The organism is Streptomyces sp. NPDC005181 (genome assembly GCF_040608395.1).
Classification (GTDB): Bacteria; Actinomycetota; Actinomycetes; order Streptomycetales; family Streptomycetaceae; genus Streptomyces.
The window spans coordinates 1-21368 of sequence record NZ_JBEXID010000033.1; the positions used below are offsets into that span (position 1 = coordinate 1).

At 69.3% G+C, this 21368-nt stretch carries 22 protein-coding genes, 2 pseudogenes and 1 riboswitch; of the genes and pseudogenes, 13 read left to right on the plus strand and 11 right to left on the minus strand.

Annotated elements, in window-relative coordinates:
* From ABZV38_RS21430 to bcp, 4 genes are all read right to left on the minus strand, one after another.
* A partial coding sequence (locus ABZV38_RS21430) for an HNH endonuclease (RefSeq protein ID WP_356329196.1) occupies positions 1–538 on the minus strand: 538 nt, incomplete at its 3' end.
* Positions 535–1197: an HNH endonuclease signature motif containing protein gene (locus ABZV38_RS21435; RefSeq protein ID WP_356329198.1), complete on the minus strand. Its 663-nt coding sequence runs from the start codon at positions 1195–1197 to the stop codon at positions 535–537. The genes ABZV38_RS21430 and ABZV38_RS21435, both read right to left, overlap by 4 nt.
* Before the next feature lie 152 nt (positions 1198–1349).
* The gene (gene proP, locus ABZV38_RS21440; RefSeq protein WP_356329200.1) at positions 1350–2846 is read right to left on the minus strand and encodes a glycine betaine/L-proline transporter ProP; all 1497 of its coding nucleotides are present in this window, start codon (positions 2844–2846) and stop codon (positions 1350–1352) included.
* Between the two features lie 112 nt (positions 2847–2958).
* Positions 2959–3426 (minus strand): thioredoxin-dependent thiol peroxidase, encoded by a 468-nt coding sequence (bcp, locus tag ABZV38_RS21445; protein WP_356329201.1) that lies wholly within the window; start codon positions 3424–3426, stop codon positions 2959–2961.
* 127 nt (positions 3427–3553) lie between these two features.
* On the opposite strand from bcp, the gene ABZV38_RS21450 reads away from it, so the two are divergent.
* The 3 genes from ABZV38_RS21450 (at position 3554) to ABZV38_RS21460 (ending at position 4751) form a co-directional block, all read left to right on the plus strand.
* The gene (locus ABZV38_RS21450) at positions 3554–3874 is read left to right on the plus strand and encodes a DUF3618 domain-containing protein (protein ID WP_356329203.1); all 321 of its coding nucleotides are present in this window, start codon (positions 3554–3556) and stop codon (positions 3872–3874) included.
* A 54-nt stretch (positions 3875–3928) separates the two neighbouring features.
* Positions 3929–4267: a co-chaperone GroES gene (locus ABZV38_RS21455; RefSeq protein ID WP_327274989.1), complete on the plus strand. Its 339-nt coding sequence runs from the start codon at positions 3929–3931 to the stop codon at positions 4265–4267.
* Positions 4268–4325: 58 nt separating this feature from the next.
* Positions 4326–4392, plus strand: a riboswitch (guanidine-III (ykkC-III) riboswitch).
* 38 nt (positions 4393–4430) lie between these two features.
* Positions 4431–4751, plus strand: a complete 321-nt coding sequence (locus tag ABZV38_RS21460) for a multidrug efflux SMR transporter (protein WP_030971037.1) — start codon at positions 4431–4433, stop codon at positions 4749–4751.
* A 22-nt stretch (positions 4752–4773) separates the two neighbouring features.
* Here the strand turns inward: ABZV38_RS21460 and ABZV38_RS21465 are convergent, their stop codons facing one another.
* Entirely contained in the window at positions 4774–7149 is a 2376-nt protein-coding gene (locus ABZV38_RS21465) for a transglycosylase domain-containing protein (protein ID WP_356329205.1), read from the minus strand.
* Between the two features lie 190 nt (positions 7150–7339).
* On the opposite strand from ABZV38_RS21465, the gene ABZV38_RS21470 reads away from it, so the two are divergent.
* The 4 genes from ABZV38_RS21470 to ABZV38_RS21485 all read left to right on the plus strand — a co-directional run bounded on the left by ABZV38_RS21470 (position 7340) and on the right by ABZV38_RS21485 (position 10868).
* Positions 7340–8140, plus strand: coding sequence for an ABC-2 family transporter protein (locus ABZV38_RS21470; protein ID WP_356329207.1), 801 nt, complete (start codon positions 7340–7342; stop codon positions 8138–8140).
* Positions 8141–8195: 55 nt separating this feature from the next.
* Positions 8196–9023: an ABC transporter permease gene (locus tag ABZV38_RS21475; RefSeq protein ID WP_356329313.1), complete on the plus strand. Its 828-nt coding sequence runs from the start codon at positions 8196–8198 to the stop codon at positions 9021–9023.
* Positions 9024–9125: 102 nt separating this feature from the next.
* On the plus strand, positions 9126–10106 hold the full coding sequence (locus ABZV38_RS21480) for an ATP-binding cassette domain-containing protein (protein ID WP_356329209.1): 981 nt from the start codon (positions 9126–9128) through the stop codon (positions 10104–10106).
* A 102-nt stretch (positions 10107–10208) separates the two neighbouring features.
* Entirely contained in the window at positions 10209–10868 is a 660-nt protein-coding gene (locus ABZV38_RS21485; RefSeq protein WP_356329315.1) for a DUF1707 domain-containing protein, read from the plus strand.
* Positions 10869–10934: 66 nt separating this feature from the next.
* On the opposite strand, the gene ABZV38_RS21490 is transcribed toward ABZV38_RS21485, so the two are convergent.
* The gene (locus ABZV38_RS21490) at positions 10935–12224 is read right to left on the minus strand and encodes a GDSL-type esterase/lipase family protein (RefSeq protein ID WP_356329211.1); all 1290 of its coding nucleotides are present in this window, start codon (positions 12222–12224) and stop codon (positions 10935–10937) included.
* 152 nt (positions 12225–12376) lie between these two features.
* Here ABZV38_RS21490 and ABZV38_RS21495 point away from each other — a divergent pair, with 152 nt between their 5' ends.
* Positions 12377–13768 carry a DUF445 domain-containing protein gene (locus tag ABZV38_RS21495; RefSeq protein ID WP_356329213.1) on the plus strand — a complete coding sequence of 464 codons (1392 nt, stop codon included), beginning with the start codon at positions 12377–12379 and terminating at the stop codon, positions 13766–13768.
* 140 nt (positions 13769–13908) lie between these two features.
* Here ABZV38_RS21495 and ABZV38_RS21500 read toward each other — a convergent pair whose 3' ends face one another.
* A complete protein-coding gene (locus ABZV38_RS21500; protein ID WP_356329215.1) occupies positions 13909–14211 on the minus strand; it encodes a hypothetical protein in 303 nt (100 codons plus the stop codon).
* Between the two features lie 21 nt (positions 14212–14232).
* Here ABZV38_RS21500 and ABZV38_RS21505 point away from each other — a divergent pair.
* The 4 genes and pseudogenes from ABZV38_RS21505 to ABZV38_RS21520 all read left to right on the plus strand — a co-directional run.
* A pseudogene (locus ABZV38_RS21505) lies at positions 14233–15057 on the plus strand (MFS transporter); the annotation flags it as partial.
* On the plus strand, positions 15054–15503 hold the full coding sequence (locus ABZV38_RS21510) for a helix-turn-helix domain-containing protein (RefSeq protein WP_356329217.1): 450 nt from the start codon (positions 15054–15056) through the stop codon (positions 15501–15503). The pseudogene ABZV38_RS21505 and the gene ABZV38_RS21510, both read left to right, overlap by 4 nt.
* On the plus strand, positions 15416–15631 hold the full coding sequence (locus ABZV38_RS21515) for a hypothetical protein (protein WP_356329218.1): 216 nt from the start codon (positions 15416–15418) through the stop codon (positions 15629–15631). The genes ABZV38_RS21510 and ABZV38_RS21515 overlap by 88 nt, the downstream gene beginning before the upstream one ends.
* A gap of 58 nt (positions 15632–15689) precedes the next feature.
* Entirely contained in the window at positions 15690–16259 is a 570-nt protein-coding gene (locus ABZV38_RS21520; RefSeq protein ID WP_356329220.1) for a hypothetical protein, read from the plus strand.
* 14 nt (positions 16260–16273) lie between these two features.
* On the opposite strand, the gene ABZV38_RS21525 is transcribed toward ABZV38_RS21520, so the two are convergent.
* The 3 genes from ABZV38_RS21525 to ABZV38_RS21535 form a co-directional block, all read right to left on the minus strand.
* Positions 16274–17005 carry an NAD(P)H-binding protein gene (locus tag ABZV38_RS21525; protein WP_356329222.1) on the minus strand — a complete coding sequence of 244 codons (732 nt, stop codon included), beginning with the start codon at positions 17003–17005 and terminating at the stop codon, positions 16274–16276.
* Positions 17006–17255: 250 nt separating this feature from the next.
* Positions 17256–17693 (minus strand): cupin domain-containing protein, encoded by a 438-nt coding sequence (locus ABZV38_RS21530; protein WP_356329224.1) that lies wholly within the window; start codon positions 17691–17693, stop codon positions 17256–17258.
* 173 nt (positions 17694–17866) lie between these two features.
* Positions 17867–19588, minus strand: coding sequence for an NAD-dependent malic enzyme (locus ABZV38_RS21535; RefSeq protein ID WP_356329226.1), 1722 nt, complete (start codon positions 19586–19588; stop codon positions 17867–17869).
* Positions 19589–20070: 482 nt separating this feature from the next.
* Here ABZV38_RS21535 and ABZV38_RS21540 point away from each other — a divergent pair, with 482 nt between their 5' ends.
* On the plus strand, positions 20071–20769 hold the full coding sequence (locus tag ABZV38_RS21540; RefSeq protein ID WP_356329228.1) for a hypothetical protein: 699 nt from the start codon (positions 20071–20073) through the stop codon (positions 20767–20769).
* A 369-nt stretch (positions 20770–21138) separates the two neighbouring features.
* On the opposite strand, the pseudogene ABZV38_RS21545 reads toward ABZV38_RS21540, so the two are convergent.
* Positions 21139–21279, minus strand: a pseudogene (locus ABZV38_RS21545) (LysR family transcriptional regulator); the annotation flags it as partial.
* Positions 21280–21368 lie beyond the last annotated feature (89 nt).

The window sequence follows — 21368 nt, forward strand, 5'->3', positions numbered from 1 at the left end:
CATGATCCTGCTCTGTCTGGCCGGTTACGCCCGACCGCTCCCCGGGCGAGCCCTCGCGGAGACCGCTTGAAACCCACAGATGCGAGCGAAGAGCCGTTTTTGTGCGACGCTTGCCGTCGTGCTTCACCAGTATTTCTTCCGGAGGCTTGACGGGCGTCGTGCCCGGTTTGCCCCGCTGGTGCGCCTGGCCGAGGAAATGCGATGCCGAGATGCCGTCATCGGTCATCCATCGACGCAGTTGATTTCGCTGGCTCGTGCTGTCAGGTCGGCCGAGACGCCGGAGTGTGTCTGCGATGGATATGGACGCGGCAACAGCTTCGCTCAGATCTGTCGTGGCAGGGCGCGGGCCACTTCTGCGGTAGCGGCGTGTGGGGAAGTGCGAGACATCGATCCCGAAGTGATCGAAGCGCTTGAGTAGATACCGGCCCAGGCGGTGGTACGGGCGCGTGCCCAAGTAGGCGATGACTTCGTCGATGGTGGTGCATTTCTGGGCTGCTTCGACCAGTCGTTCCCGTGTGTAACGGTTGCCGACACTCACCGCGCCTCACACTCCGTCGCGGATCGACGTCCTTTGTTGCGACCGCGATATGTGTCCGTCGATGAATGGCAGTTGGGACACAGGAGCCTGAGATTCTCTATCCGGTTGTCGCGCCACGAGCCGTTGATGTGGTCCACCTCGAGCGGGAGTGGTCTGCCCTGCCACATCGGCTCCGTTCCGCAAAGAGCGCATCGTTCCGCAACGCCCAGGGACGCCATGGCGATCTTGAGGCGGGCGCTGGGCACTCGGCGTGCGTCTGGTGCCAGGTTCATGACCAGTAATTCCTGGGGCTTGCGGCGAAGCTTCTCCTTTCCTGCTCTGGACGGCTGAGTGAAGTGCGAGGTGTCGATGCCGTACGCCTTGATGCGGCGACTGATGTTGGTGTGGTGGCCGCCTACCGCTTCAAGGCCGAGTCGCCGCAGTACCTCGTGCACGCTCGTTGACGCGTTGACCACGGGCTCAAGAACTTCCCTCGTCCAGCGAGTGCCCTCGCGTTCGAAGTGTTCGGTGGCTATTCCCATCTTTTTCATGCGCTCGTGGACGTAATGCCGTGTCGAGCTCTTCGGGTCGACCCCGAGTTTGGTCAGGGCCTCGGACAGCGTCCGTGATGACGCGACGGCCTCTGCGAGGCGCTCGCGCGAGTAGGGGCTTACCGGCATGTTGCCTCCGTTCCCGACCGCACGTTCGCGGTCTCGTACGGAGCAACGAACCGTTTATCGGATGGTCACGTCCGAAATACGGCGAGATGTGGAACGGCCCGCCCCGCTTCGGCTGACGCTGTGCGGACCGTTCCCAGAGACCGGATCCGGGTTCAGAGCCTGGGCCCGGGAGTCTGTGCCGCGCACAGCTGCGCCGCCTCCTCATCCGTCTCCACCGACGGGGGCGAGCCGTCCAGCGGCCGCTGGGCGGTCTCCTTCATGCAGGCCACCGCGATCACGCCGACCAGGGCCGCTGCCATAGCGTAGTACGCCGGCATCAGGTTCGTACCGCTCCAGCTGATCAGCGCCGTGATCACCAGCGGGGTCGTACCGCCGAAGAGCGAGGCCGAGAGGTTGTAGCCGACCGACAGGGAGCCGTAGCGGACCTGGGTGGGGAAGAGGGCCGGGAGTGCGGCGGACATCGTGCCGAGCATGCAGACCAGGGAGAGACCCAGCATCAGCATGCCGATCGTGATGGCCGGGATGCCGTCCTGGCGGATCAGCAGGAAGGAGGGGAGCGAGAGGCAGAGGAAGCCCAGCATTCCCGCCATCAGCAGCGGCTTGCGGCCGAAGCGGTCGGAGAGCTTGCCGACCTGACTGATGATCAGCATCAGGAAGACCATGACGGCGAGCAGGACGAGCAGGCCGTGGGTCTCGCTGTAGCCGAGTTCGTCGGAAAGGTACGTCGGCATGTACGACAGCAGCATGTAGTCGGTGATGTTGTACGCGCCGACCAGGCAGATGCAGAGGATCAGCGTCGGCCAGTACTGCCGGAAGATCTTCGCGAGGTCGCCCTTGGCGGTCGTCTCGATGCTGTCGGCGGCCTCGGTGGCCTGAGCGTTGCCGCCCTCAAGTTTCTGGAAGGCCGGGGTCTCGTCGAGGCGCAGCCGGAGGTAGAGGCCGACCAGGCCGAGGGGGCCCGCGACGAGGAACGGGATGCGCCAGCCCCAGGCCTCCATGGCGGGGGTGTCGAGAACGGCGGTGAGTGCGGTGACGAGACCGGCTGCGCCGACGTAGCCGGCCAGGGTGCCGAATTCGAGGAAGCTGCCGAAGTAGCCGCGGCGCTTGTCGGGGGCGTACTCGGCGATGAAGGTGGATGCGCCGCCGTACTCTCCGCCGGTGGAGAAGCCCTGGACCAGCCGGAAGAAGATCAGCAGAGCGGGTGCCCAGAGGCCGATCGAGGCGTGGGACGGGATGACGCCGATGGCGAAGGTGCCGACCGCCATCATGATCACGGTGAGCGCGAGGACCTTCTTGCGGCCGATCCGGTCGCCCATGGGGCCGAAGAACATGCCGCCGAGCGGGCGTACCAGGAAGGCGACCGCGAAGGTGGCGAACGAGGAGAGCAGCTGGGTGGTGCTGTTCCCGGACGGGAAGAAGACGTGCCCCAGGGTGACGGCCAGGTAGGAGTAGATGCCGAAGTCGAACCACTCCATGGCGTTGCCGAGGGAGGCCGCCTTCACCGCCCGCTTGACTGCCTGGTCGTCGGTGACGGTGATGTCGGACCGGCGCAGCCTGGGGTTCTGCCGCTTCCGGATGGTACGGAAGAGGGTGGGGTGGCGTTTGACCGCTTCGGGGTCGGCCGCCTGCTGAAGGTCGGAGGCCGCCATGGCCGGGTCCTTTCCTCGGTGGGTGTTCCAGGAAAGGCTTCTGTGCGGTCATGGCGGTCGCAAACCGATGGGGAGTGAAAGTGCGACGCCCGTCACAGGGGCGTGGCGGCGGTCAGATGCCCAGATCCTTGATGATCTTTGCTACGTGGCCGGTCGCCTTGACGTTGTAGAGGGCGCGTTCGACCTTGCCCTCCTCGTCGACGACCACGGTGGAGCGGATGACGCCCGTTACCGTTTTGCCGTAGAGCTTCTTCTCGCCGAAGGCGCCGTAGGCCTCGAGGGTCTCCTTGGACGGGTCGCCGGCCAGCGTGACCTTGAGGTGCTCCTTCTCGCGGAACTTGGCGAGTTTCTCCGGCTTGTCGGGGGAGACGCCGATGACGTCGTATCCGGCGCCGGCCAGGAGCTCCAGGTTGTCCGTGAAGTCGCAAGCCTGCTTGGTGCAGCCGGGGGTGAGGGCGGCCGGGTAGAAGTAGACGATGACTTTGCGGCCCTTGTGGTCGGCGAGCGAGATGTTGTTGCCGTCGGCGTCGGGGAGGGTGAAGGCCGGGGCGGTGTCGCCGGGCTGGAGTCGCTCGCTCATGGTTCTCCTCAGGGGCATGTGGGGTGTACGGGACCGAGCGTAATAGGGGTGCCGCCGGGTGTGCGGGCGGTCGAGCTGACAGACTGTCGATGAAGGTTTACCGGACGACGACCACGGAGGCGGCGCAGTGTCGGATGCCAGGACCCCTGCGCAGATCGAGGCGGACATCATCAGCAGGCGTGAGCAGCTTGCGGTGGTGCTCGATGAGATCGGGGTGCGGGTGCACCCGAAGACGATCATCGGCGATGCGAAGGCCAAGGCTGCGGAGGCCGTGGACCGGACGGCCGGGCGGGCGTTCGTGGCGGTGAACCGGACGGTGTCCGATGTGAAGGCGCAGTTTGTGTCGAAGGATGGCGCGCCGCGCATGGAGCGGGTGATTCCGGTGGCGTTGCTGGCGGCGGGTGTGGTCGGGCTGGTCGTGGTGTCGGCGCGGCGCAAGAAGCGCTGACAAGGCTGACCCCGGGGGCGTGCGGCGCGGCTGAGGGCAGGTAGGTTTCGGGGCGTGAGCGAGAACACCGACGACAAGCTGCCCATTCGCATGCTGCATGACCGCGTGCTGGTCCGGTCCGATGCGCCCGAGGGTGAGCGGCGTTCGGGCGGCGGCATTCTGATTCCGGCGACGGCTGCGGTCGGTCGTCGACTGGCCTGGGCCGTGGTGGTCGCGGTCGGCCAGAACGTGCGGACGGTGGAACCGGGTGACCGGGTGCTGTACGACCCCGAGGACCGTGCGGAGGTCGAGGTGCGCGGTGTGGCGTACGTGCTGATGCGGGAGCGGGATCTGCACGCGGTCGCGGCGGACCGGTTCGAGGGTTCGGTGGATTCGACCGGGCTGTATCTGTAGCTCTCCCGATGTGCCTGACGTAAGGCCTGGTGACAGCCGTCACCAGGCCTTTTGCCTGTTCTTTGCTATGTTGGTGGGACCCCGACGAGACGCGCCGTACCGGGCTTCTGCAAAGACGACGCACCCGTGATGTCCGTGTGTCTGTGGTGTCGGAGGTGCCGTCGTGGCGTGGGTTCTGCTTGCTGTGGCCGGTCTGCTGGAAGTGGGCTGGTCGATCGGGATGAAGTACACCGACGGGTTCACCCGGCTGTGGCCGAGTGTGTTCACCGGATTCGGGATCGTGGCCAGCATGGTGCTGTTGTCGCAGGCGGCGAAGTCACTGCCGATCGGTACGGCGTACGGCGTGTGGGTCGGTATCGGTGCCGCGGGGGCGGCGGTGCTCGGCATGGTGGTGCTGCATGAGCCGGTGACCGCCGCCCGGGTCTTCTTCGTCTGCCTGTTGCTGGTGGCCGTGGTCGGGCTGAAGGCGACCTCGGGGCACTGAGCCGCCAGGTCGGCCGGATTCTCTAGCGGACCGGGGGTGAGGCCGGGCCCGGGGCGGAGGCCGGGGCGGGGGTCGGGGCGGGGGTCGGGAGGGCGCCGCCCACGCCGCGCGGGAAGAAGCCGTCGTTGCCGCCGTTGTCCCCTCCTCCGGTGTCCGGGAATCCGCTGGTCGGTCGGCCGGTGGGCGGCCCCGGCGGGGTGGCGGGTTCGCTGCCGAAGGGGGTGGTGGGCTCGATGACCGGGCTGCTCGGCGGCGTGTTCGACGGTGTCGCGGACGGGGTGCCGGTGTCGGTCGGTCCGGTGACTTCGCCGGTCGGCAGGGACGGTTCCTCGGCGCCGCGTTCGAGGGTGAGGTCGAAGTCCTGGACACCGGTGCCCCGCAGTGCGGCGCCGGTGTACTGGGCCCAGGTCTGGGCGGGGGCGCCGCCGCCGTTGATACGGGCCAGGCCGAGCGCTCCGTACAGCGGTTTCTGAACGCCTGTGTCGGGGTCCTGGCCCATGACGGCGATGACGGTCGCGAGGTCGGGGGTGTAGCCGGCGAACCAGGCGGCCTTGTCGTCCTCGGCGGTGCCGGTCTTGCCGGCGGCGGGGCGGCCGGCGCCCTGGGCTGCGGTGCCTGAGCCGTTTTCGACGACGCTCTGCAGGATCGAGGTGGTGGTGTCGGCGGCTTCGCGGCTGACGGCCCGCTCGGTGCTCCCGTCGGGGAGGGTGAGCTCCTCGCCGTCCTTGCTGACCTTGTCGACGAGGGTGTACGGGGCGTGCCTGCCGTGGTTGGCGAGCGTCGCGTACGCCACTGTCATGTCGAGGACGCTGGCGGTGGCGGGGCCGAGCGCGATGGACGGCGATGCGGTGAGGTCGGGGGTGTTCTTGGGGATGCCGAGGTCGATGGCGGTCTGTTTGACGTTGTCGGGGCCGACGTCCTCGGCCATCTGTGCGTAGACGGCGTTGACGGACTTGTCGGCGGCGATACGGACGCTGATCGGCCCGTAGCTGACGTCGTCCTCGTTGGCGGGGGTGTACCCGGTGGGTCCGTTCGGCCCCTGGACCATGCGCTTGTTGGTGCCGTCGTAGACGGTGTTGGGGGTGATGCGCCGGCCGTCCTGGGTCCTGGAGCCGTTGGCGACCGCGGAGGTGAAGACGAACGGTTTGAAGGTGGAGCCGACCTGGTAGTCGCGGCGGGTCGCGTTGTTGACGTACTGCTTGGTGTAGTCGATGCCGCCGTACATGGCGACGACCCGGCCGTTCGCGGGGTCGATGGAGGCGCCGCCGACGCGGACATTGCGGTCGACCGTCCGCTCGTCGCTCGTCATCGACATGACGTTGTCGTCGACGGCTTCGACGAGGGCGTTCTGTTTCTTCTTCTCCAGCGTGGTGGTGATCCGGTAGCCGCCGGTGGCCAGCGTCTCCTCGTCGATGACCTGATGGGTGGTGAGGTAGTCCTTGACGGCCTGGACGATGTAGCCGCGCTGTCCGGAGAGGCCGGTGGATGCCTTCACCTTGTCGGGCACGGGGAACTGCATGGTGGCGCGCTCGGATGCGCTGAGCCAGCTCTCCTTGACCATGCCGTCGAGTACGTAGTTCCAGCGGGCCACGGCCGCGGGCTTGTTCTCGGGGTGGACGACGACGTCGTACGCGCTGGGGGCGTTGAGCAGGGAGGCGAGGTACGCGCCTTCGGCGGTGGTGATGTCGCCGATGTCCTTGCCGTAGTACGCCTGGGCGGCGGCCTGGATGCCGTAGGCGTTGCGGCCGAAGTAGCTGGTGTTGAGGTAGCCCTCGAAGATGTGGTCCTTGCTCACCTCGCGGTTGAGCTTGATCGCGATGAAGAACTCCTTGATCTTGCGCATGACCGTCTGTTCCTGGCCGAGGTAGTAGTTCTTCACGAACTGCTGGGTGATGGTCGAGCCGCCTTGCTTGCCCTTGCCGGTGACGGTGTTCCAGCCGGCCCGGATCAGGGCCTTGATGTCGATGGCGCGTTCGGAGTAGAAGTTGCGGTCCTCGGCGGCGAGGACGGCGTGCTGGACGTGGAGGGGGACCTGGGCGAGCTGGACGTTCTGCCGGTTGACGTCGCCGTCGCGGGCGATGACGGTGCCGTCCTTGTAGAGATAGACGTTGGACTGCGCGATGGCGGTGGGGTTGGCGGGCGGGATGCCGACGAGCTGGTATCCGACGATGAAGCCGCCGATGAGGAGCAGGGCGATCACCAGGAGCGTGGCGAGCGTGGCCCGCCAGGTGGGGACGGCCCGGCGCCGGCCGGTGCGCCTGGGCCGGTTCGCGCGCCCCTTCTTCCCTCCGGGCGTGGCCGCCTGGCCTGCGGGTGCGCCGGTGCCGGCAGAGAGGTCCCTCGGGGCCCGGTCCCCGTTGTCGGGGCCCCCGCTCTGCTGCTGTGGCTCGTCGCTCATATCGGTGAAGACTCCTCGGCCGCGGTCAGTTCCCCCATAGTGCACTTTTCTGCGCAATAACCACCTGATCGACCTCCGGAGGGGGGCCGAAAAGCGGTCGCGGCGGCTGCTTCCGCTGGACTAGGGTCGTGCGCTTCGGTGCCCGGCGCCGTTGGGCGTCCGAGTGCGAACGAGTGCGGGGGCGATTGAGGTGCGGCTGTACGCGGTGGTCGCGGCGGGCGGGTTCCGGCGGTATGCCACCTACCGGATCGCGACGGCGGCGGGGGTGTTCACCAACACCGTCTTCGGTTTCATCCTGGCGTACACCTATATGGCCCTGTGGGACGAGCGGCCGCAGCTCGGCGGTTACGACATGTCCCAGGCGCTCACCTATGTGTGGCTGGGCCAGGCGCTGTTGGCGACGTGCGCCATGATGGGCGGCGGTTTCGAGGACGAGTTGATGGAGCGGATCCGTACCGGCGATGTGGCGATCGACCTCTACCGGCCGATCGATCTTCAAATGTGGTGGCTGGCCGGGGACTTGGGGCGCGCGGCGTATCAGCTGATGGCGCGCGGCATCGCACCGATGGTGCTGGGCGCGCTCGCCTTCCCGCTGGCGTTGCCCACGTCGCCGGGCATCTGGCTGGCGTATCTGGTCTCGGTGGCGCTCGGTGTCGTGGTCAGCTTCGCGGTGCGCTATCTGGTGGCGCTCTCCGCGTTCTGGCTGATGGACGGGGCGGGCGCGTCGCAGATCGCGTTTCTGGCGGGGTTGTTCTTCTCCGGGATGCTGCTTCCGCTGACGCTGTTCCCGGGGGTGCTGGGCGAGGTGGCGAGGGCGCTGCCGTGGTCGGCGCTGCTGCAGGTGCCGGCCGATGTGTTCCTCGGTAAGCACACGGGGTGGGGGCTGGTGGAGGCGTTCGCGTTCCAGGGCGGCTGGGCGCTGGCGCTGCTGCTGGCGGGGCGGCTGGTGCAGTCGGTGGCGACGCGGAGGGTGGTGGTCCAGGGTGGCTGAGGTTGCGGAGGCGGCGGAGGCGGCTGAGGCCGGAAGAGGTGTCGAGGCGCCCGAGGTGGCTTTCGCCGAACGGTCGAGGCTGGTCGAGGGGGTCCGTGCGTACGGGCTGATCGTCTCGATGTGGCTGCGCTCGACGATGACGTACCGCGCCTCGTTCGTCATGACGACGTTCGGGAACTTCGCGGCGACCGGCTTCGACTTCGTCACGATCATGCTGATGTTCGCGCACGTCGACGCATTGGGCGGCTACACGCTGCCGGAGATCGCCCTGCTGTACGGGGCTTCGGGGACCGCGTTCGGCCTGGCCGATCTGGTGCTGGGGTCGATGGACCGGCTGGGCCGCCGGATCCGGGACGGCACGCTGGACACGCTGCTGGTGCGCCCGGTGCCGGTGCTCGCCCAGGTGGCGGCGGACCGATTCGCGCTGCGCAGGCTGGGGCGGATCACGCAGGGGCTGCTGGTGCTCGGCTACGCCCTGGTGACGCTGGACATCGACTGGACACCGCTGCGGGTGGCGACGGTGCCGCTGATGCTGCTGAGCGGGGCGGCGATCTTCGGGGCGGTGTTCGTGTGCGGGGCGGCGTTCCAGTTCTTCGCGCAGGACGCCGCCGAGGTGCAGAGCTCCTTCACCTACGGCGGGAACACGCTGCTCCAGTACCCGCCGACGATCTTCGCGAAGGACCTGGTGCGCGGGGTGACGTTCGCCGTGCCGCTGGCCTTCGTGAACTGGCTGCCCGCGCTGTATGTGCTGGGCCGGGAGTACCCGCTGGGGCTGCCGGAGTGGGTGGCGCTCCTGCCCCCGGTGGTGGCGGGGATGTGCTGGGTGCTCGCAGGGGCGGTGTGGCGGGCGGGTCTGCGCTCGTACCGGAGCACAGGAAGCTGACCAGCGGGACATTCAGGCCCGTCCGGCAATGGAGGACAAGGCGCGCCCGAAGCGCGTGCAACCACACGGACGAGCGGGAGAACGAGGGCATCGGACATGGGCATGGGCACAGATACCGACTTCATTGAACTCGACCGAGTCGAGAAGGTCTTCGACGTGCGCCGCAGGACGGGTTTCCTGCGCAGCGAGCGTCGCGAGGTCCGCGCGGTCGACGGGATCAGCTTCCGCGTGCCGCGCGGTGAGATGGTCGGCTACATCGGCCCGAACGGCGCGGGCAAGTCGACCACCATCAAGATGCTGACCGGCATCCTCACCCCGAGCGGCGGCCGGCTGCGGGTCGCAGGCATCGACCCTTCCAGGGAGCGTACGAGGCTGGCCCGCCGGATCGGTGTGGTCTTCGGCCAGCGCACCACGCTCTGGTGGGACCTGCCGCTGCGTGACTCGTACCGGCTGGTGCACCGGATGTACCGGATCCCGGACGCCCGCTACCGGGAGAACCTGGACCGCTGCATCGAACTCCTCGACCTGGGCGATCTGTTGGACGTACCGGTGCGGCAGCTGTCGCTCGGGCAGCGGATGCGGGGCGATATCGCGGCGGCGCTGCTGCACGACCCGGAGGTGCTGTACCTGGACGAGCCGACCATCGGACTCGATGTGGTCTCCAAGGCGAAGGTCCGCGGTTTCCTTCGTGACCTGAACGCCGAGCGGGGTACCACGGTGCTGCTCACCACCCACGATCTGACGGACATCGAGCAGCTCTGCCGGCGGGTGATGGTGATCGACCACGGGCGTCTGATGTACGACGGGGCGCTCGCCGGGCTGCACGAGATCGGCGCGAGCGAACGCACCCTGGTCGTCGACCTGGAGCGCGAACTCCCGGCGATCCGGCTGGAGTCGGAGCCTTCGGTGCGCACGGTGAAGGTGGAGGGGCCACGCCAGTGGCTGGCCTTCCCCGCGTCCGGTTCGGCGGCGCCGCTGGTGGCGCGGATCGCCGCGGAGTATCCGCTGGTGGACCTGTCGGTGCGGGAGCCGGACATCGAGTCAGTGATCGCGAGGATGTACGCGTCGGCCGGCAGCGCGTAGAGAGACATGAGGCGACGTCAATTACCGGTGGCGGCAGCCGGATCGGTGACGTGGGCGGACGCGTTCAATAGGCTGCGTGGTATGACGAGCGAAGATCCGGACATGCGTGCTTCCGATGCTGAACGTGAGCGTATCGCCGAGGTTCTGCGCGAGGCGGTGGCCGAGGGCCGACTGCAGATGGAGGAGTTCGAGCAGCGGCTCGACGCGACCTACAAGGCCCGTACGCATGGGGAGTTGGAGCCGCTGGTCCGCGACCTTCCGGCGCCGGGCGGGGTGGTGGCGCCGGTGGGCCCGGGAAGCTCGCCCGCACGGACGGGTTCGACGGGTGTCGACTGGGCGGCACGTGTCGGCGGCCCCGCCACCTCGAAGGGGGCGTTCGCCTTCTGGGGCGGCTTCAGGCGCAAGGGCACGTGGACGGTGGCGCGGAAGTTCACCGCGTTCGCGATGTGGGGCGGCGGTGAGATCGATCTGCGCGAAGCCCGGTTCGAGGACCGTGAGGTCGTCGTCCGCTGCTTCACGATCATGGGCGGGATGCAGGTGACGGTCCCGCCGGAGCTCGATGTCGAGGTCAGGGGCATCGGCATCATGGGCGGCTTCGGCGACCGGGCGTCGGGCGAGGGCATCCCCTCGCCGGGCTCGCCGCGGGTGCGGGTCACCGGCTTCGCGCTGATGGGCGGGGTCGATGTGGAGCGCAAGCGGACGAAGGCGGAGAAGGAGCGGGAGCGTGCCCGGCAGCTGAAGAAGGGCTCGGGGGACGAGTAGAGCCTGTCCGGCGACGCGGGACACGGCGGTGCGCCCGGTCGGGCGTACCGGACCGCGTCCCTCCGGTCAGAGCTGGTCGGACGTCCGCCTGGTCTGGTGCAGGGTCCGCAGATCCACCCGCTGTCCCAGCCGCAGATATCCGTTGTCGTTGAGATGCAGATGGTCGCCGCAGTCGAACTCCGGGAGGAGCCGGCTCGGCCGGTACGGGTCGCGTACCGCCTGGTCGAAGTCGACGACGTCGTCGAAGATGCCGCCCGCCCGGATCAGCGCGTTGACCTGCATCCGTACGGCGTCCTGGGCGGGCGTCCAGGTGAGGTACCCCTCGAACGGCATCAGGGTGGCCCCGACGACGTGCAGCCCGCGGGCGTGGGCGCGCTCCGTCATGGCCCTGAGCGCGTCCGCGATCCGCTGCGGGTTCTGCTCCTGCGGGAACTGCTGCACGTCGTTGATGCCGAGCGCGATGATGACGGTCTTCACATCGGCGACGCCCAGCGCGTCGCGCTCGAAGCGGGCGCTCGCCCGCTGCCCGTAGACCTGCCCGTAGCCCTGCCCGTAGCCCTGCCCGTAGCCCTGCCCGTAGCCCTGTCCGTCGCGCAGGATGCGGTTGCCGGCGATGCCCTGGTTGACCACCGCGTACCGGCCGCGCAGCCGGTCGGAGAGGACGTCGGGCCAGCGGCCGTTGGCGTCGAGGGTCGAGCCGGTGCCCGCGGTCAGCGAGTCACCGATGGCGACGATCGCCCCGGCAGCGGCTTTGTTGCGGACGTCCACGGCGGTGAGGTAGCGCCACAGGTTGCTGTGCCACGTGCCGCGGTCGTCCGCCACGTACGAGGTCTGGTGGCTGTTCGGGTGGATGGTGACGGGGCCGTCGGCGGTGGGCGTGCGCAGGGTGACGACGAGATCGGCGTCGGGCGCGACGGGTACGACGACCGGGTCGCTGACGACCTGTTCGCCCGCCGGGATCGTGACGGACGGGGCGCCGCGGAAGGAGACGGGCCGGGTGTTCACCGTGGCCTGATCGACGAGCAGCGGGCGCGTACCGAACAGGTTGGAGAGGGTGATGCGGGCCGCGTCGCCGCCGATGCTGGTGTGCACGACGTTACGGATGGTGCGCCGGGTCAGGTCCTCGTCGGTGTATGTGTCCGCCACACCGGCTGTCGGAGCCCCGGCCCAGGTGCCGATCCAGACACCGGTGGAGTGGGCGGGCGCGGCGGGCGTACGGGCCGCCGACTCCGTGCCGATCTGCTTCGGTCCGCTACCGGAGAACAGCACGGATCCGGCGAACGCCACGATCGCGGTGAGCGCGGCGGTGCCTGCCACGAGGGCTGTGAGCAGGGCGGGTCCGTGGCGCCTGGGCATGGGCGGAGTGTCTCCTCGTGGTGATGTGGGCTGATCTCATGATGAAGCAGGGCGCGGGGAACTCGACATGCGGCCCGGGAGTAGGTCAGGTAAGGACAATGCGTACGGGGCACCGGGGGCGATGCGTACGTGGACGCGGACGGGTGGAGCGGATGGAACGGATCGGACGGACCAGGTCGGACGAGCCGGGCGGGGGACCGGTCGAGCCCGCACGGGCACTGGGTGGCGCGGACGGGAGTTCCGGCACCGCAGCTTCCACCGTGCGCCACGCCCCCCTCGCCTCTTTCGCGTACACGGCCGCCGACGAGGAGAAGCGGCGTGGCGTACGCCGTATGAAGACCACGGCCACGGGCCTCCTTCTGCTTGTCGCGCTCGTGTACGTCCTCGCCACCTGGGCGAAGAACGCGGGTGTGGGCGGCTGGCCGGGCTTCGTCGCCGCGGCCGCCGAGGCGGGAATGGTGGGTGCCCTGGCCGACTGGTTCGCCGTCACGGCGCTGTTCAAGCGTCCGCTCGGCCTGCCGATCCCGCACACCGCCATCATCCCTACCAAGAAGGACCAGCTCGGAGCCTCATTGGGTTCCTTCGTCGGGGAGAATTTTCTTTCGGGTGATGTCGTACGGGGCCGGATACACGGCCTCGGTATCGGCGGCCGGCTCGGTGCCTGGCTGGCGGAGCCGGACCACGCCGACCGGGTGACCGCGGAGCTGGCGACCGCGCTGCGCGGTGCGCTGACCATCCTGCGCGACTCCGACGTACAGGCCGTGGTCGGTGAGGCGATCACCCGGCGGGCGGAGGCGGCGGAGATCGGCCCCGGTCTCGGCAAGATGCTGGAGAAGATCGTCGCGGACGGCGGCCACCGCAGGGTCGTGGACCTGCTCTGCGTACGCGCGCACGACTGGCTGATCCTGCACGGCGACTCGGTGATGGACGCGGTGCAGGGCGGTGCGCCGGGCTGGACGCCGCGGTTCGTCGACAAGCGGGTGGGGGAGCGGGTCTACAAGGAGCTGCTGCGCTTCGTGACCGAGATGCGGGACATGCCGGGGCATCCGGCGCGTGATGCGATCGACACGTTCCTGACGGACTTCGCCGCCGACCTCCAGACCGACTCGGACACCCGGGCGCGGGTGGAGCGGCTGAAGTCGGAGATCCTGGGGCGCCGCGAGGTCCAGGACGTCATCGCGTCGGCCTGGTCGTCCGTCCGCACGATGATCATCACGGCTGCTGAGGACGAGCGGAGCGAGCTGCGGCTGCGGGCGCGCGCCTCGCTGATGTCGCTGGGCGCGCGGCTGGCGACGGACGGCCGGCTCCAGGCGAAGCTGGAGGGCTGGCTGGAGGACGCGGCGGTGTATGTCGTCACGACGTACCGCACGGAGATCACGTCGCTGATCAGTGACACGGTCGCGAGCTGGGACGCGGATCAGACATCGAAGAAGATCGAGGCGCACATCGGCCGTGACCTGCAGTTCATCCGGATCAACGGCACGGTGGTGGGTGCGCTGGCGGGGCTGCTGATCTATACGGTGTCGCGGGCGTTCGGCGCGTGACAACGCCCCTTGCGAGGGTTCCGGGTGCGTACCCGTCCTGTCGTACGGATACGCACCCGGCTTACGCGGGGGAGTGCTCTTGAATACGGACGCCGGCGCGGACGCGTTCAGTGTGCTGCGGGCCTTGCGGGAAAAATTTCTCAGGCGGCGCGGCGGGTGACCGCCCACGACGCGGCGGCGACCGTGCCCGCCACGGTGAAGACGGCCGGCCAGGCGCCGACCTTCTTGGCCAGCGGGTGCGATCCGGCGAACGCGGCAACATACGCCGTGGTCAGGGCGACGGCCGCGCGGGGGCCGGCCTGCCGGTTCCACCCGTACGCGGCGACGGAACCCGCGGCGGCGAGCGCGACTCCGCCCAGCGGCCGCTTCTTGGTCCACCGCGCGATCGCGTACCCGCCGACCAGTCCGCTCGCCGCCACTGCCGCTGTCGGAACCTTCGCCATAGCCGCCACCTTCGCCTTCTCGTGACGCAGGGCGCCGACTGGGGCTGGACGTCGACGCGTACGGTCGGCCTGCTCGTCGCGGCCGTGGTGGTGGCGCTGCTCTGGGGTGCGTACGAGCTCTGCGCGACGACGCCCATGGTCGACCTGCGGGTCTCGGCCCGCCCGGCCGTCCTGCTCACCAACATCGCCGCCCTGCTGATCGGCTTCGCCTTCTACGCGAACTCGCTGGTCACCGCACAGATGGTGCAGGAGCCGAAGGCGACGGGCTACGGGCTCGGCGCCTCGCTCGTCGTCAGTGGGCTCTGCCTGCTGCCGGGCGGTGTGGCGATGGTGGCGCTCTCGCCGGTGTCCGCGCGGATCTCGGCGGCGTACGGGCCGAGGGTCAGCCTGGCTCTGGCCGCGGGGATCATCGCCGTCGGCTATGTGGTGCGGTACTTCACCAGCCACAGCCTGTGGCTGATCATCGCCGGTGCGACGGTCGTCGCCTCGGGCACGGCCATCGCGTACTCCGCGCTGCCCGCCCTGGTGATGCGCGGGGTCCCGGTCAGCGAGACGGGTGCGGCCAACGGCCTCAACACGTTGATGAGGTCGATCGGACAGGCCTTCTGCAGCGCGACGGTGGCGGCGGTCCTCGCCGGCATCACGTTCCGGGCGGGTGGCCGGACGGCCCCGACGCTCCACGCGTACCAGGTCGTCTTCCTGATCGCGGCGGGCGCGGCGCTGCTCGCGCTGACGGTCACGCTGTTCCTGCCCGGCAGGCGTACACCTGCGGCAGGTACGGTCGAAGAGAACCGCAAGGACCGCAAGGGCGGTGCGCGGACGATCCCGATCGAGGAGGGCGCATGACCGGCAGTCAGGCCACCGCTCCGGCTCCCGGCGCCGCCGATCAGGGCACGGGCCGGGACGCGATCCTGCGCGCGGCCCGGCGGGCGTTCACCCAGCGCCCGTACGCCGAGGTGACCATCCGGGGGATTGCCGCAGACGCCGGAGTCAGCCCCTCCCTGGTCGTGAAGCACTTCGGCCGCAAGGAAGAACTCTTCAACACCGTCGCCGACTTCGGCCCGGCCGCCGAGGAACTTTTCGATGCCCCGCTCGACACGCTGGGCCGTCACATGGTGGTGACTCTCGTACGCCGCCGACGCGAGCTGCAGTCGGACCCGCTCCTGCGCGTCGTGTTCTCCCTGGGCAACCAGACGAACGCTCGTTGCTGCGCGACCGCTTCCACGAGCAGGTCACCGAGGCGCTCACCGCCCGCCTCCCCGGCCGTGAACGCTCCCTGCGCGCCGAGCTGATCGCCGGCCATCTCCTCGGCCTCGGCGCCACCCTGAGCCTGCACCGTGAGGGCGCGGGTTCACTGGCCACCCCCGAGCGCATTGCCGATCTGTACGCACCGGCGCTCCAGACGCTGATCACGGGCTGAGGCCGCCCCGTGCGGAGCCTGACAGGTATGGTCTGGGCCAACCGACCAGGGGGGCCTCATGTCTGTCCGTACCACCCGTGCCCGCACCCGCAAGCGTGGCGCCGTCGGCCTGACTCTGCTGCTGGGCGCGTGCCTGATGGGCTGCAGCAGCGTCGAGACGTCGGACGGGCCCGGTGGCGACGTTCCGTACGTGGCGCCATCGGCGAATGCGGCGGCCGCGTCCCGGGCGGCAGAGGCGCAAGTGGAAGCGGACGCCCAGGCGTCGGCCGATGCGGAGGACGCCGTCCGTGTGTCCGGTACGCCGCCCGCGAGCAGGCCCGCGCAGGTCCGTGACGCGTTCGCCACCCTCCAGGCGACCCTGGGCGACACGTGCGCCCCGGGCACGGACGACTGTGCCTACGTCCTGGACCGGGTCTACGACGAACTGGCGGGCCTGGAAGCGTCGATGAAGGCGTACCCGAAGGACGCGGGCCACTTCAACGAGCCCGTGGACTGGGTGACCACCCTGAAGAGGACGCTGAAAGGCGACACCTCCACGGACAACCTGGAGAAGCACCGCTCCGAGCTGTTCGGCACGCGCGACCGCATCAACACATGGATGCAGGGCCACCCGGAGGACTACCGCTGACGGAGCCGCGTCGGTCAGGAGAGCCAGTCGGCGTAGTGGGTGGGGGCGATACGAGCGTCACCCTTGGCGGTGAGGACGTCGCCCTGGACGGCGGCGAACATGCCGGCGGTGTCGTCGGTGACGACAGTACGGCCGTCGGGGCGGGCGGTCAGGGTGATCCGGCCGAGTTCGTCGAGGGGGAAGACGTCGGGCCCGGCGACGTTGAGGACGCCGTTCAGAGGGGGGCCGGCGGCGACTTCGGCGACAGCGTCGGAGACATCCTGGGCGGCGATCGGCTGAATCGGGGTAGCGGGCAGCCGGACGGTGTCGCCCTCAGTGGTCATGGCCAGGACCGAATCCATGAAATCCATGAACTGAGTGGCGCGGACGATCGAGTAGGGGATCGGCCCGGCCTTGAGGATGTTTTCCTGAAGGACCTTGGCCCGGTAGTAGTCGAGGCCCGGCACCTGATCCACACCGACGATCGAGAGAATGACGACGTGGCCCACCCCGCCCTTCTGGGCGGCGGACAGAAGGTTGTCCATCGAGGTCTGGAAGAACGCCGGGGAGGCGTCGTCGAAGGTCGGGGAATTCGTCAGGTTGACGACGACATCGACGCCGGCCAGCGCCTCTTGCAGGCCCTGCCCGGTGATGACGTCGACACCTGTGGACAGCGAGTGCGGCACGGCCTCGTGTCCCGCCGCGTTCAGCTTCTTCACGACCCGCGACCCGATCCGGCCGGTACCGCCCAATACTGCGAACTTCATGGGTCACCTTTCGTCGCGCACCACCGCGTGGCTCGCTGGAGCCCCGATGGCGCGCTGGGGAGGGAAAGGGCGCTGACAGCGAGTCCGAATCGGGACCGGTGCCCCTTCTTCGCTTGACGCTCCGGCAATGGGCCGACGACTTCTTCTTCGCCGTGATGCGATCGCGCGGAGGGTCATTGCCGTATGCCGGTAGGTTCGCCGGCGTCGGGGAACCAGCACACGGTTCGCGGGCCGAATGACACCGCCGCGCTCACGCAGGCCGCGGAGCCCGCCGGTCCTTACGCTGTGCCAGTTCCTCGTCATCAACCAGGGTAAGCATGGGCTGGCCCGGCGCGCACATCATCGTCACGACGAAACGGCTCCGGGAGTCCGTGCGGTTGTTTCCGTCCTGGTAGTGGATGACGTCGCCGCCCGGCTCCCAGAAGGTTTCCCCGGCCTTGATCACACGCTCCGGCTCGCCTTCGAGCTCGAAGACCATCTCCCCCTCCAGCATGTAGCCGAATGCCGGCCCCGAATGCCGGTGCGGAGGTGCGCCCGGGTCGCCCGGGGGGTATTCGATGAGAACGGTCATCGCCTCGGCCCCCTCCGGGACGTACGGCGGCTTGGCCGTCTGCAGCACGGTCAGCGCGGTCTTCCACGCTTCGGACCGTGGTTCCTGCCCTGTGTTCCCGGGCTCATTGCTCGACATGGTGAAACCTCCAGTGTCCTGGCCTGCCTGGCCCAGTCTCGCACCGGCTCCGGCGTGACGCCTGTTGCCCGATCCAGTACCTGGGCACCGTCCTGGGCGTGTGCGACGTCGGCTCGGCGGGGCCCAGGCCCCCACTCAAGCTCTGGCCGGGACCGGATTCACGCGGACCTCGTTCAGGATCCTCCGGCGTCGCGGACGGCTCTGATCTCCGGGTAGACCGGCTGCCACATGGCGTCCCGCACCAGCTTGCCGAAGCCGTCGTCGACCTCCGTGCGGGCGACGCCGTCGTGGGCCGCGGCGCGGCCGACCGCTCCCGCCACGGCAGCGGAGGTCGCGCGCAGCGCGTCGGTCAGCGGGAGGACGGGCGCGCCCGGCGTACTCCCGTCGACCTGTCCGGCCACTGCGTGGGCGGCGGCGACGAGCATGCCGTCGGTGACACGGGTGGCGCGGGCGAGGACGGCACCCAGGCCCAGCCCGGGAAAGATCAGCGCGTTGTTCGCCTGACCGATCAGATACGTCACGCCCCGGTACTCGACCGGGTCGAAGGGGCTGCCGGTGGCCACCAGCGCCCGCCCGTCGGTCCATTTCAGCAGGTCGGCGGGGGTGGCCTCGGCCAGCGGCGTCGGATTGGACATCGGCAGGATGACCGGCCGTCTGGTGTGGGCGGCCATCTCCCGTACGACCTGCTCGGTGAAGGCACCGCCCTGCCCGGAGGTGCCGATCAGCACGGTCGGCCGGACCCGGCGGACCACCTCGGCGAGGCCGACGCCGCCGTGCGGCGCGTCCCGTTCCCAGTCGGCCACCTCGGCCGCCGGACGGGCGTAGCGGATCTGGGCGTCGCGCAGGCCGTCCTGGTCGTCGGTCAGCAGGCCGTACCGGTCCACGGCCCAGAAGCGGCGGTCGGCCTCCTCCTCCGGCAGCCCGTCGGCCATCAGGGCGTCGCGGAACTGGTCGGCGATGCCCGTGCCGGCGCTTCCGGCACCGAGGACGACGATGCGGTGGTCGGTCATCGCCATGCCGCTGGCCTTCGTCGCGGACAGCACAGCGGCGAGATTGACGGCGCCGGTGCCCTGGACGTCGTCGTTGAAGGTGAACACCCGGTCGCGGTAGTGGTCCAGGATGCGCCGGGCGTTGGCGATGCCGAGGTCCTCCCAGTGCAGCAGCGCGTCGGGGAAGAGCCTGTTCGCGGTGGTCACGTACGCGTCGATGAAGGCGTCGTACGTCTTCTCGTCCACGCGCGGATGGCGGTTGCCCAGGTAGAGGGGGTCCTCCAGCAGCTGCTGCCGGTTGGTGCCGACGTCCAGCATGACTGCGAGCGTGCGGTTGGGGTCGACCCCGCCGGCCGCGGTGTAGACGGCGAGCTTGCCCTCGGAGATGTCGATGCCGCCGACGCCCCAGTCGCCGATGCCCAGGATCGCCTCACCGTCGGTCGCCACGATCAGGTCGACGTCGCCGGCCCCGAGACCGGAGGCGCGCAGCGCGTCCTCGATCTCCTCGGGGGCGTCCACGGAGAGATAGATCCCGTGCGGGCGGCGGAACTCGTAGCTGTAGCGCTCGATCGCGGTGCCGACGGTCGGGGTGTAGACGATCGGCAGCATCTCGCCGAGGTGGTCGCCGACCAGCCGGTAGAACAGCACCTCGTTGCGGTCGCGCAGACCGGTCAGATAGACGTTCTTGGCGAGGTCGCTGGGCTGCGAACGGTACTGCGCGTAGGCGCGCGTCGCCTGCTGGTCCTGGGTGAGGGTCTGCGACGGCACCAGGCCCACCAGGCCCAGTGCCGTGCGTTCCTCCCGGGTGAAGGCCGTGCCGCGGTTGAGCCGTGGATCGGCGAGTACGGCCCGGCCCGTCGCGGTGGTCTCGAAGCGGTGTTCCCCGGCGATCCACTGGGTGCCCATGGGCGGTCTCCCGTCGTCGGCCCTCGTCGGCGCGGTCGGATTCTGAGGTGCGCGGGGATGTGGGTGACCTCCTTGACCAGCGGATCCAGAAGGACAGGAGGCATGTGCGTAGGGATGAGAACTCTTCCACGGGCATGACTCCATGGGTTCCAGCCCGCGCATTGCCATGTTCCATCCGCTCACCCCGACGGCGCCACTGGAGAAAGCCCCGCGACAGGCCCGGACTCGCCGGTGCCGGGTTCTCCTCCCGGGCGACGGCCCACGGCAGACTGCCAGGTGCGGTCATCGCGCTGGTCTTCCTCTTCGAGACGTCGGACGTCAGACGTCTCGAGGAATCAGCCGATGGCCGCCTCACATTCGGGCTCGACACTCGCCACACGGAGCAGGGATGCAACCGCAGCAACTCCATCTGACCGGCTGCCCGTCTCGTACCCCGCCGGGAATGCATCGCCCCCGTTGAGGATGACCAGCCATCAGCGTCGATGGACACACAGCATGCTTCGGTCCAGCCGCAGCTATCTGACCCGATTCCCGCGATCGGAGCGGTCCTCGCGCTCATCGCCTACTCCGTGTGGCCGACCTGGGAGGGCCTCACCGCCCAGGAGAAGTTCGCCCGGCTGGTCGAGGCCCACCGCATCTACACGACTGCCCTGCTGCACAGCCTTGCCCATCCCGGGCAGACCGATCCGGCCCGGCTACGCCGCCTTCAAGCCGCCGCCCGCCGCGCCCGCACCGACGCAGAGGCATCCTCGGACCGCCTGGCCGCCGAGCCGCCGCACCCGCCGTTGACTCCCACCGTCGCGCGGACCCTGGTCGCCGTGGTGACCCGGCTGGCCCACACCGAACTGTCGCTGCATGCCCTCGTCCCGCCACCGGCTACGGCCATCGGCCGGGAAGAAGGCGGGGCCCGGGATGCCGATGCCGATCGGCTCGACGCCCTGGCCACCGCGTTCGATTCCACGATGATCTCGCTGGCCCAGGCGGTCAGGACTTTGCAGCCTCCCGGCCCGATGCCCCCGCTCCGCCAGGTCCAGTGCGCGCTGCGCAACCGGCCGACCGCGCTCGATCCCCGGCTGCTGCAGATCACGGACCACCTGGTCGACGCCGCCCATACGCTGGAGGACGTCCTTCGGCGACATTTTGCTTCACCAGGAGGGTCGACCGAGCCGGAATCCAATTGACCTCGGACGACTCCGGAAGCGCCGCCGCCATCGCGGAGTGGCTGGGGACGCCCCGGCCGCCGAGGCCGACTGGCCCGGCACGCGACCCCGCCCCGGTACGAGCGCGATGCGACGCGTACCGGGGCGGGCGACGGTGGTGCGAAGACGCATGAAGGGCTCTCCTGGTGCGATACGGAGGAATATGTTCCGCTCCCATCTGTCCCGGTGACCTGCGGTTATTGCGGAGCGCGCGCCTCGGTCACCCGGAAGTGAACAGCCGAATCGGTTCTGCCGACGGCCATGTGGGGCACCTCCCGCTTCGTCGCGCTCGTGGGGGCGTGCAGAGCCTTTTGCGCGTACGTCAGCCGAACGCAGACCGCCCTTGAACGAGAGCTGCTGCGCGGGCAGGGTGACGGCGCGGAAGGACGCGTCGATCGTGCCGGACCGGACAGCGGCGATTGCGGCGTCGGCGTCGAGGAGGTGGGTCACGACGTCGAGTTCGGTCTCCGGATGCGCGCGGTGGAAGTCGCGTCGGTCGATCGGTTGTTTGACCTGCTGGTGTGGCGCTCGCTTTGATCTCGATGGTCAACGTCTGGTTGTTTCGTGAGAGGGCGGGGGGT

Coding starts and splice junctions, on each gene's coding strand:
- ABZV38_RS21435 (WP_356329198.1), bottom strand. CDS start 1,197: ATGCCGGTAAGCCCCTACTCGCGCGAGCGCCTCGCAGAGGCCGTCGCG.
- proP (WP_356329200.1), bottom strand. CDS start 2,846: ATGGCGGCCTCCGACCTTCAGCAGGCGGCCGACCCCGAAGCGGTCAAA.
- bcp (WP_356329201.1), bottom strand. CDS start 3,426: ATGAGCGAGCGACTCCAGCCCGGCGACACCGCCCCGGCCTTCACCCTC.
- ABZV38_RS21465 (WP_356329205.1), bottom strand. CDS start 7,149: ATGAGCGACGAGCCACAGCAGCAGAGCGGGGGCCCCGACAACGGGGAC.
- ABZV38_RS21480 (WP_356329209.1), top strand. CDS start 9,126: ATGGGCACAGATACCGACTTCATTGAACTCGACCGAGTCGAGAAGGTC.
- ABZV38_RS21485 (WP_356329315.1), top strand. CDS start 10,209: ATGCGTGCTTCCGATGCTGAACGTGAGCGTATCGCCGAGGTTCTGCGC.
- ABZV38_RS21490 (WP_356329211.1), bottom strand. CDS start 12,224: ATGCCCAGGCGCCACGGACCCGCCCTGCTCACAGCCCTCGTGGCAGGC.
- ABZV38_RS21495 (WP_356329213.1), top strand. CDS start 12,377: ATGGAACGGATCGGACGGACCAGGTCGGACGAGCCGGGCGGGGGACCG.
- ABZV38_RS21500 (WP_356329215.1), bottom strand. CDS start 14,211: ATGGCGAAGGTTCCGACAGCGGCAGTGGCGGCGAGCGGACTGGTCGGC.
- ABZV38_RS21510 (WP_356329217.1), top strand. CDS start 15,054: ATGACCGGCAGTCAGGCCACCGCTCCGGCTCCCGGCGCCGCCGATCAG.
- ABZV38_RS21520 (WP_356329220.1), top strand. CDS start 15,690: ATGTCTGTCCGTACCACCCGTGCCCGCACCCGCAAGCGTGGCGCCGTC.
- ABZV38_RS21525 (WP_356329222.1), bottom strand. CDS start 17,005: ATGAAGTTCGCAGTATTGGGCGGTACCGGCCGGATCGGGTCGCGGGTC.
- ABZV38_RS21530 (WP_356329224.1), bottom strand. CDS start 17,693: ATGTCGAGCAATGAGCCCGGGAACACAGGGCAGGAACCACGGTCCGAA.
- ABZV38_RS21535 (WP_356329226.1), bottom strand. CDS start 19,588: ATGGGCACCCAGTGGATCGCCGGGGAACACCGCTTCGAGACCACCGCG.
- ABZV38_RS21540 (WP_356329228.1), top strand. CDS start 20,071: ATGGACACACAGCATGCTTCGGTCCAGCCGCAGCTATCTGACCCGATT.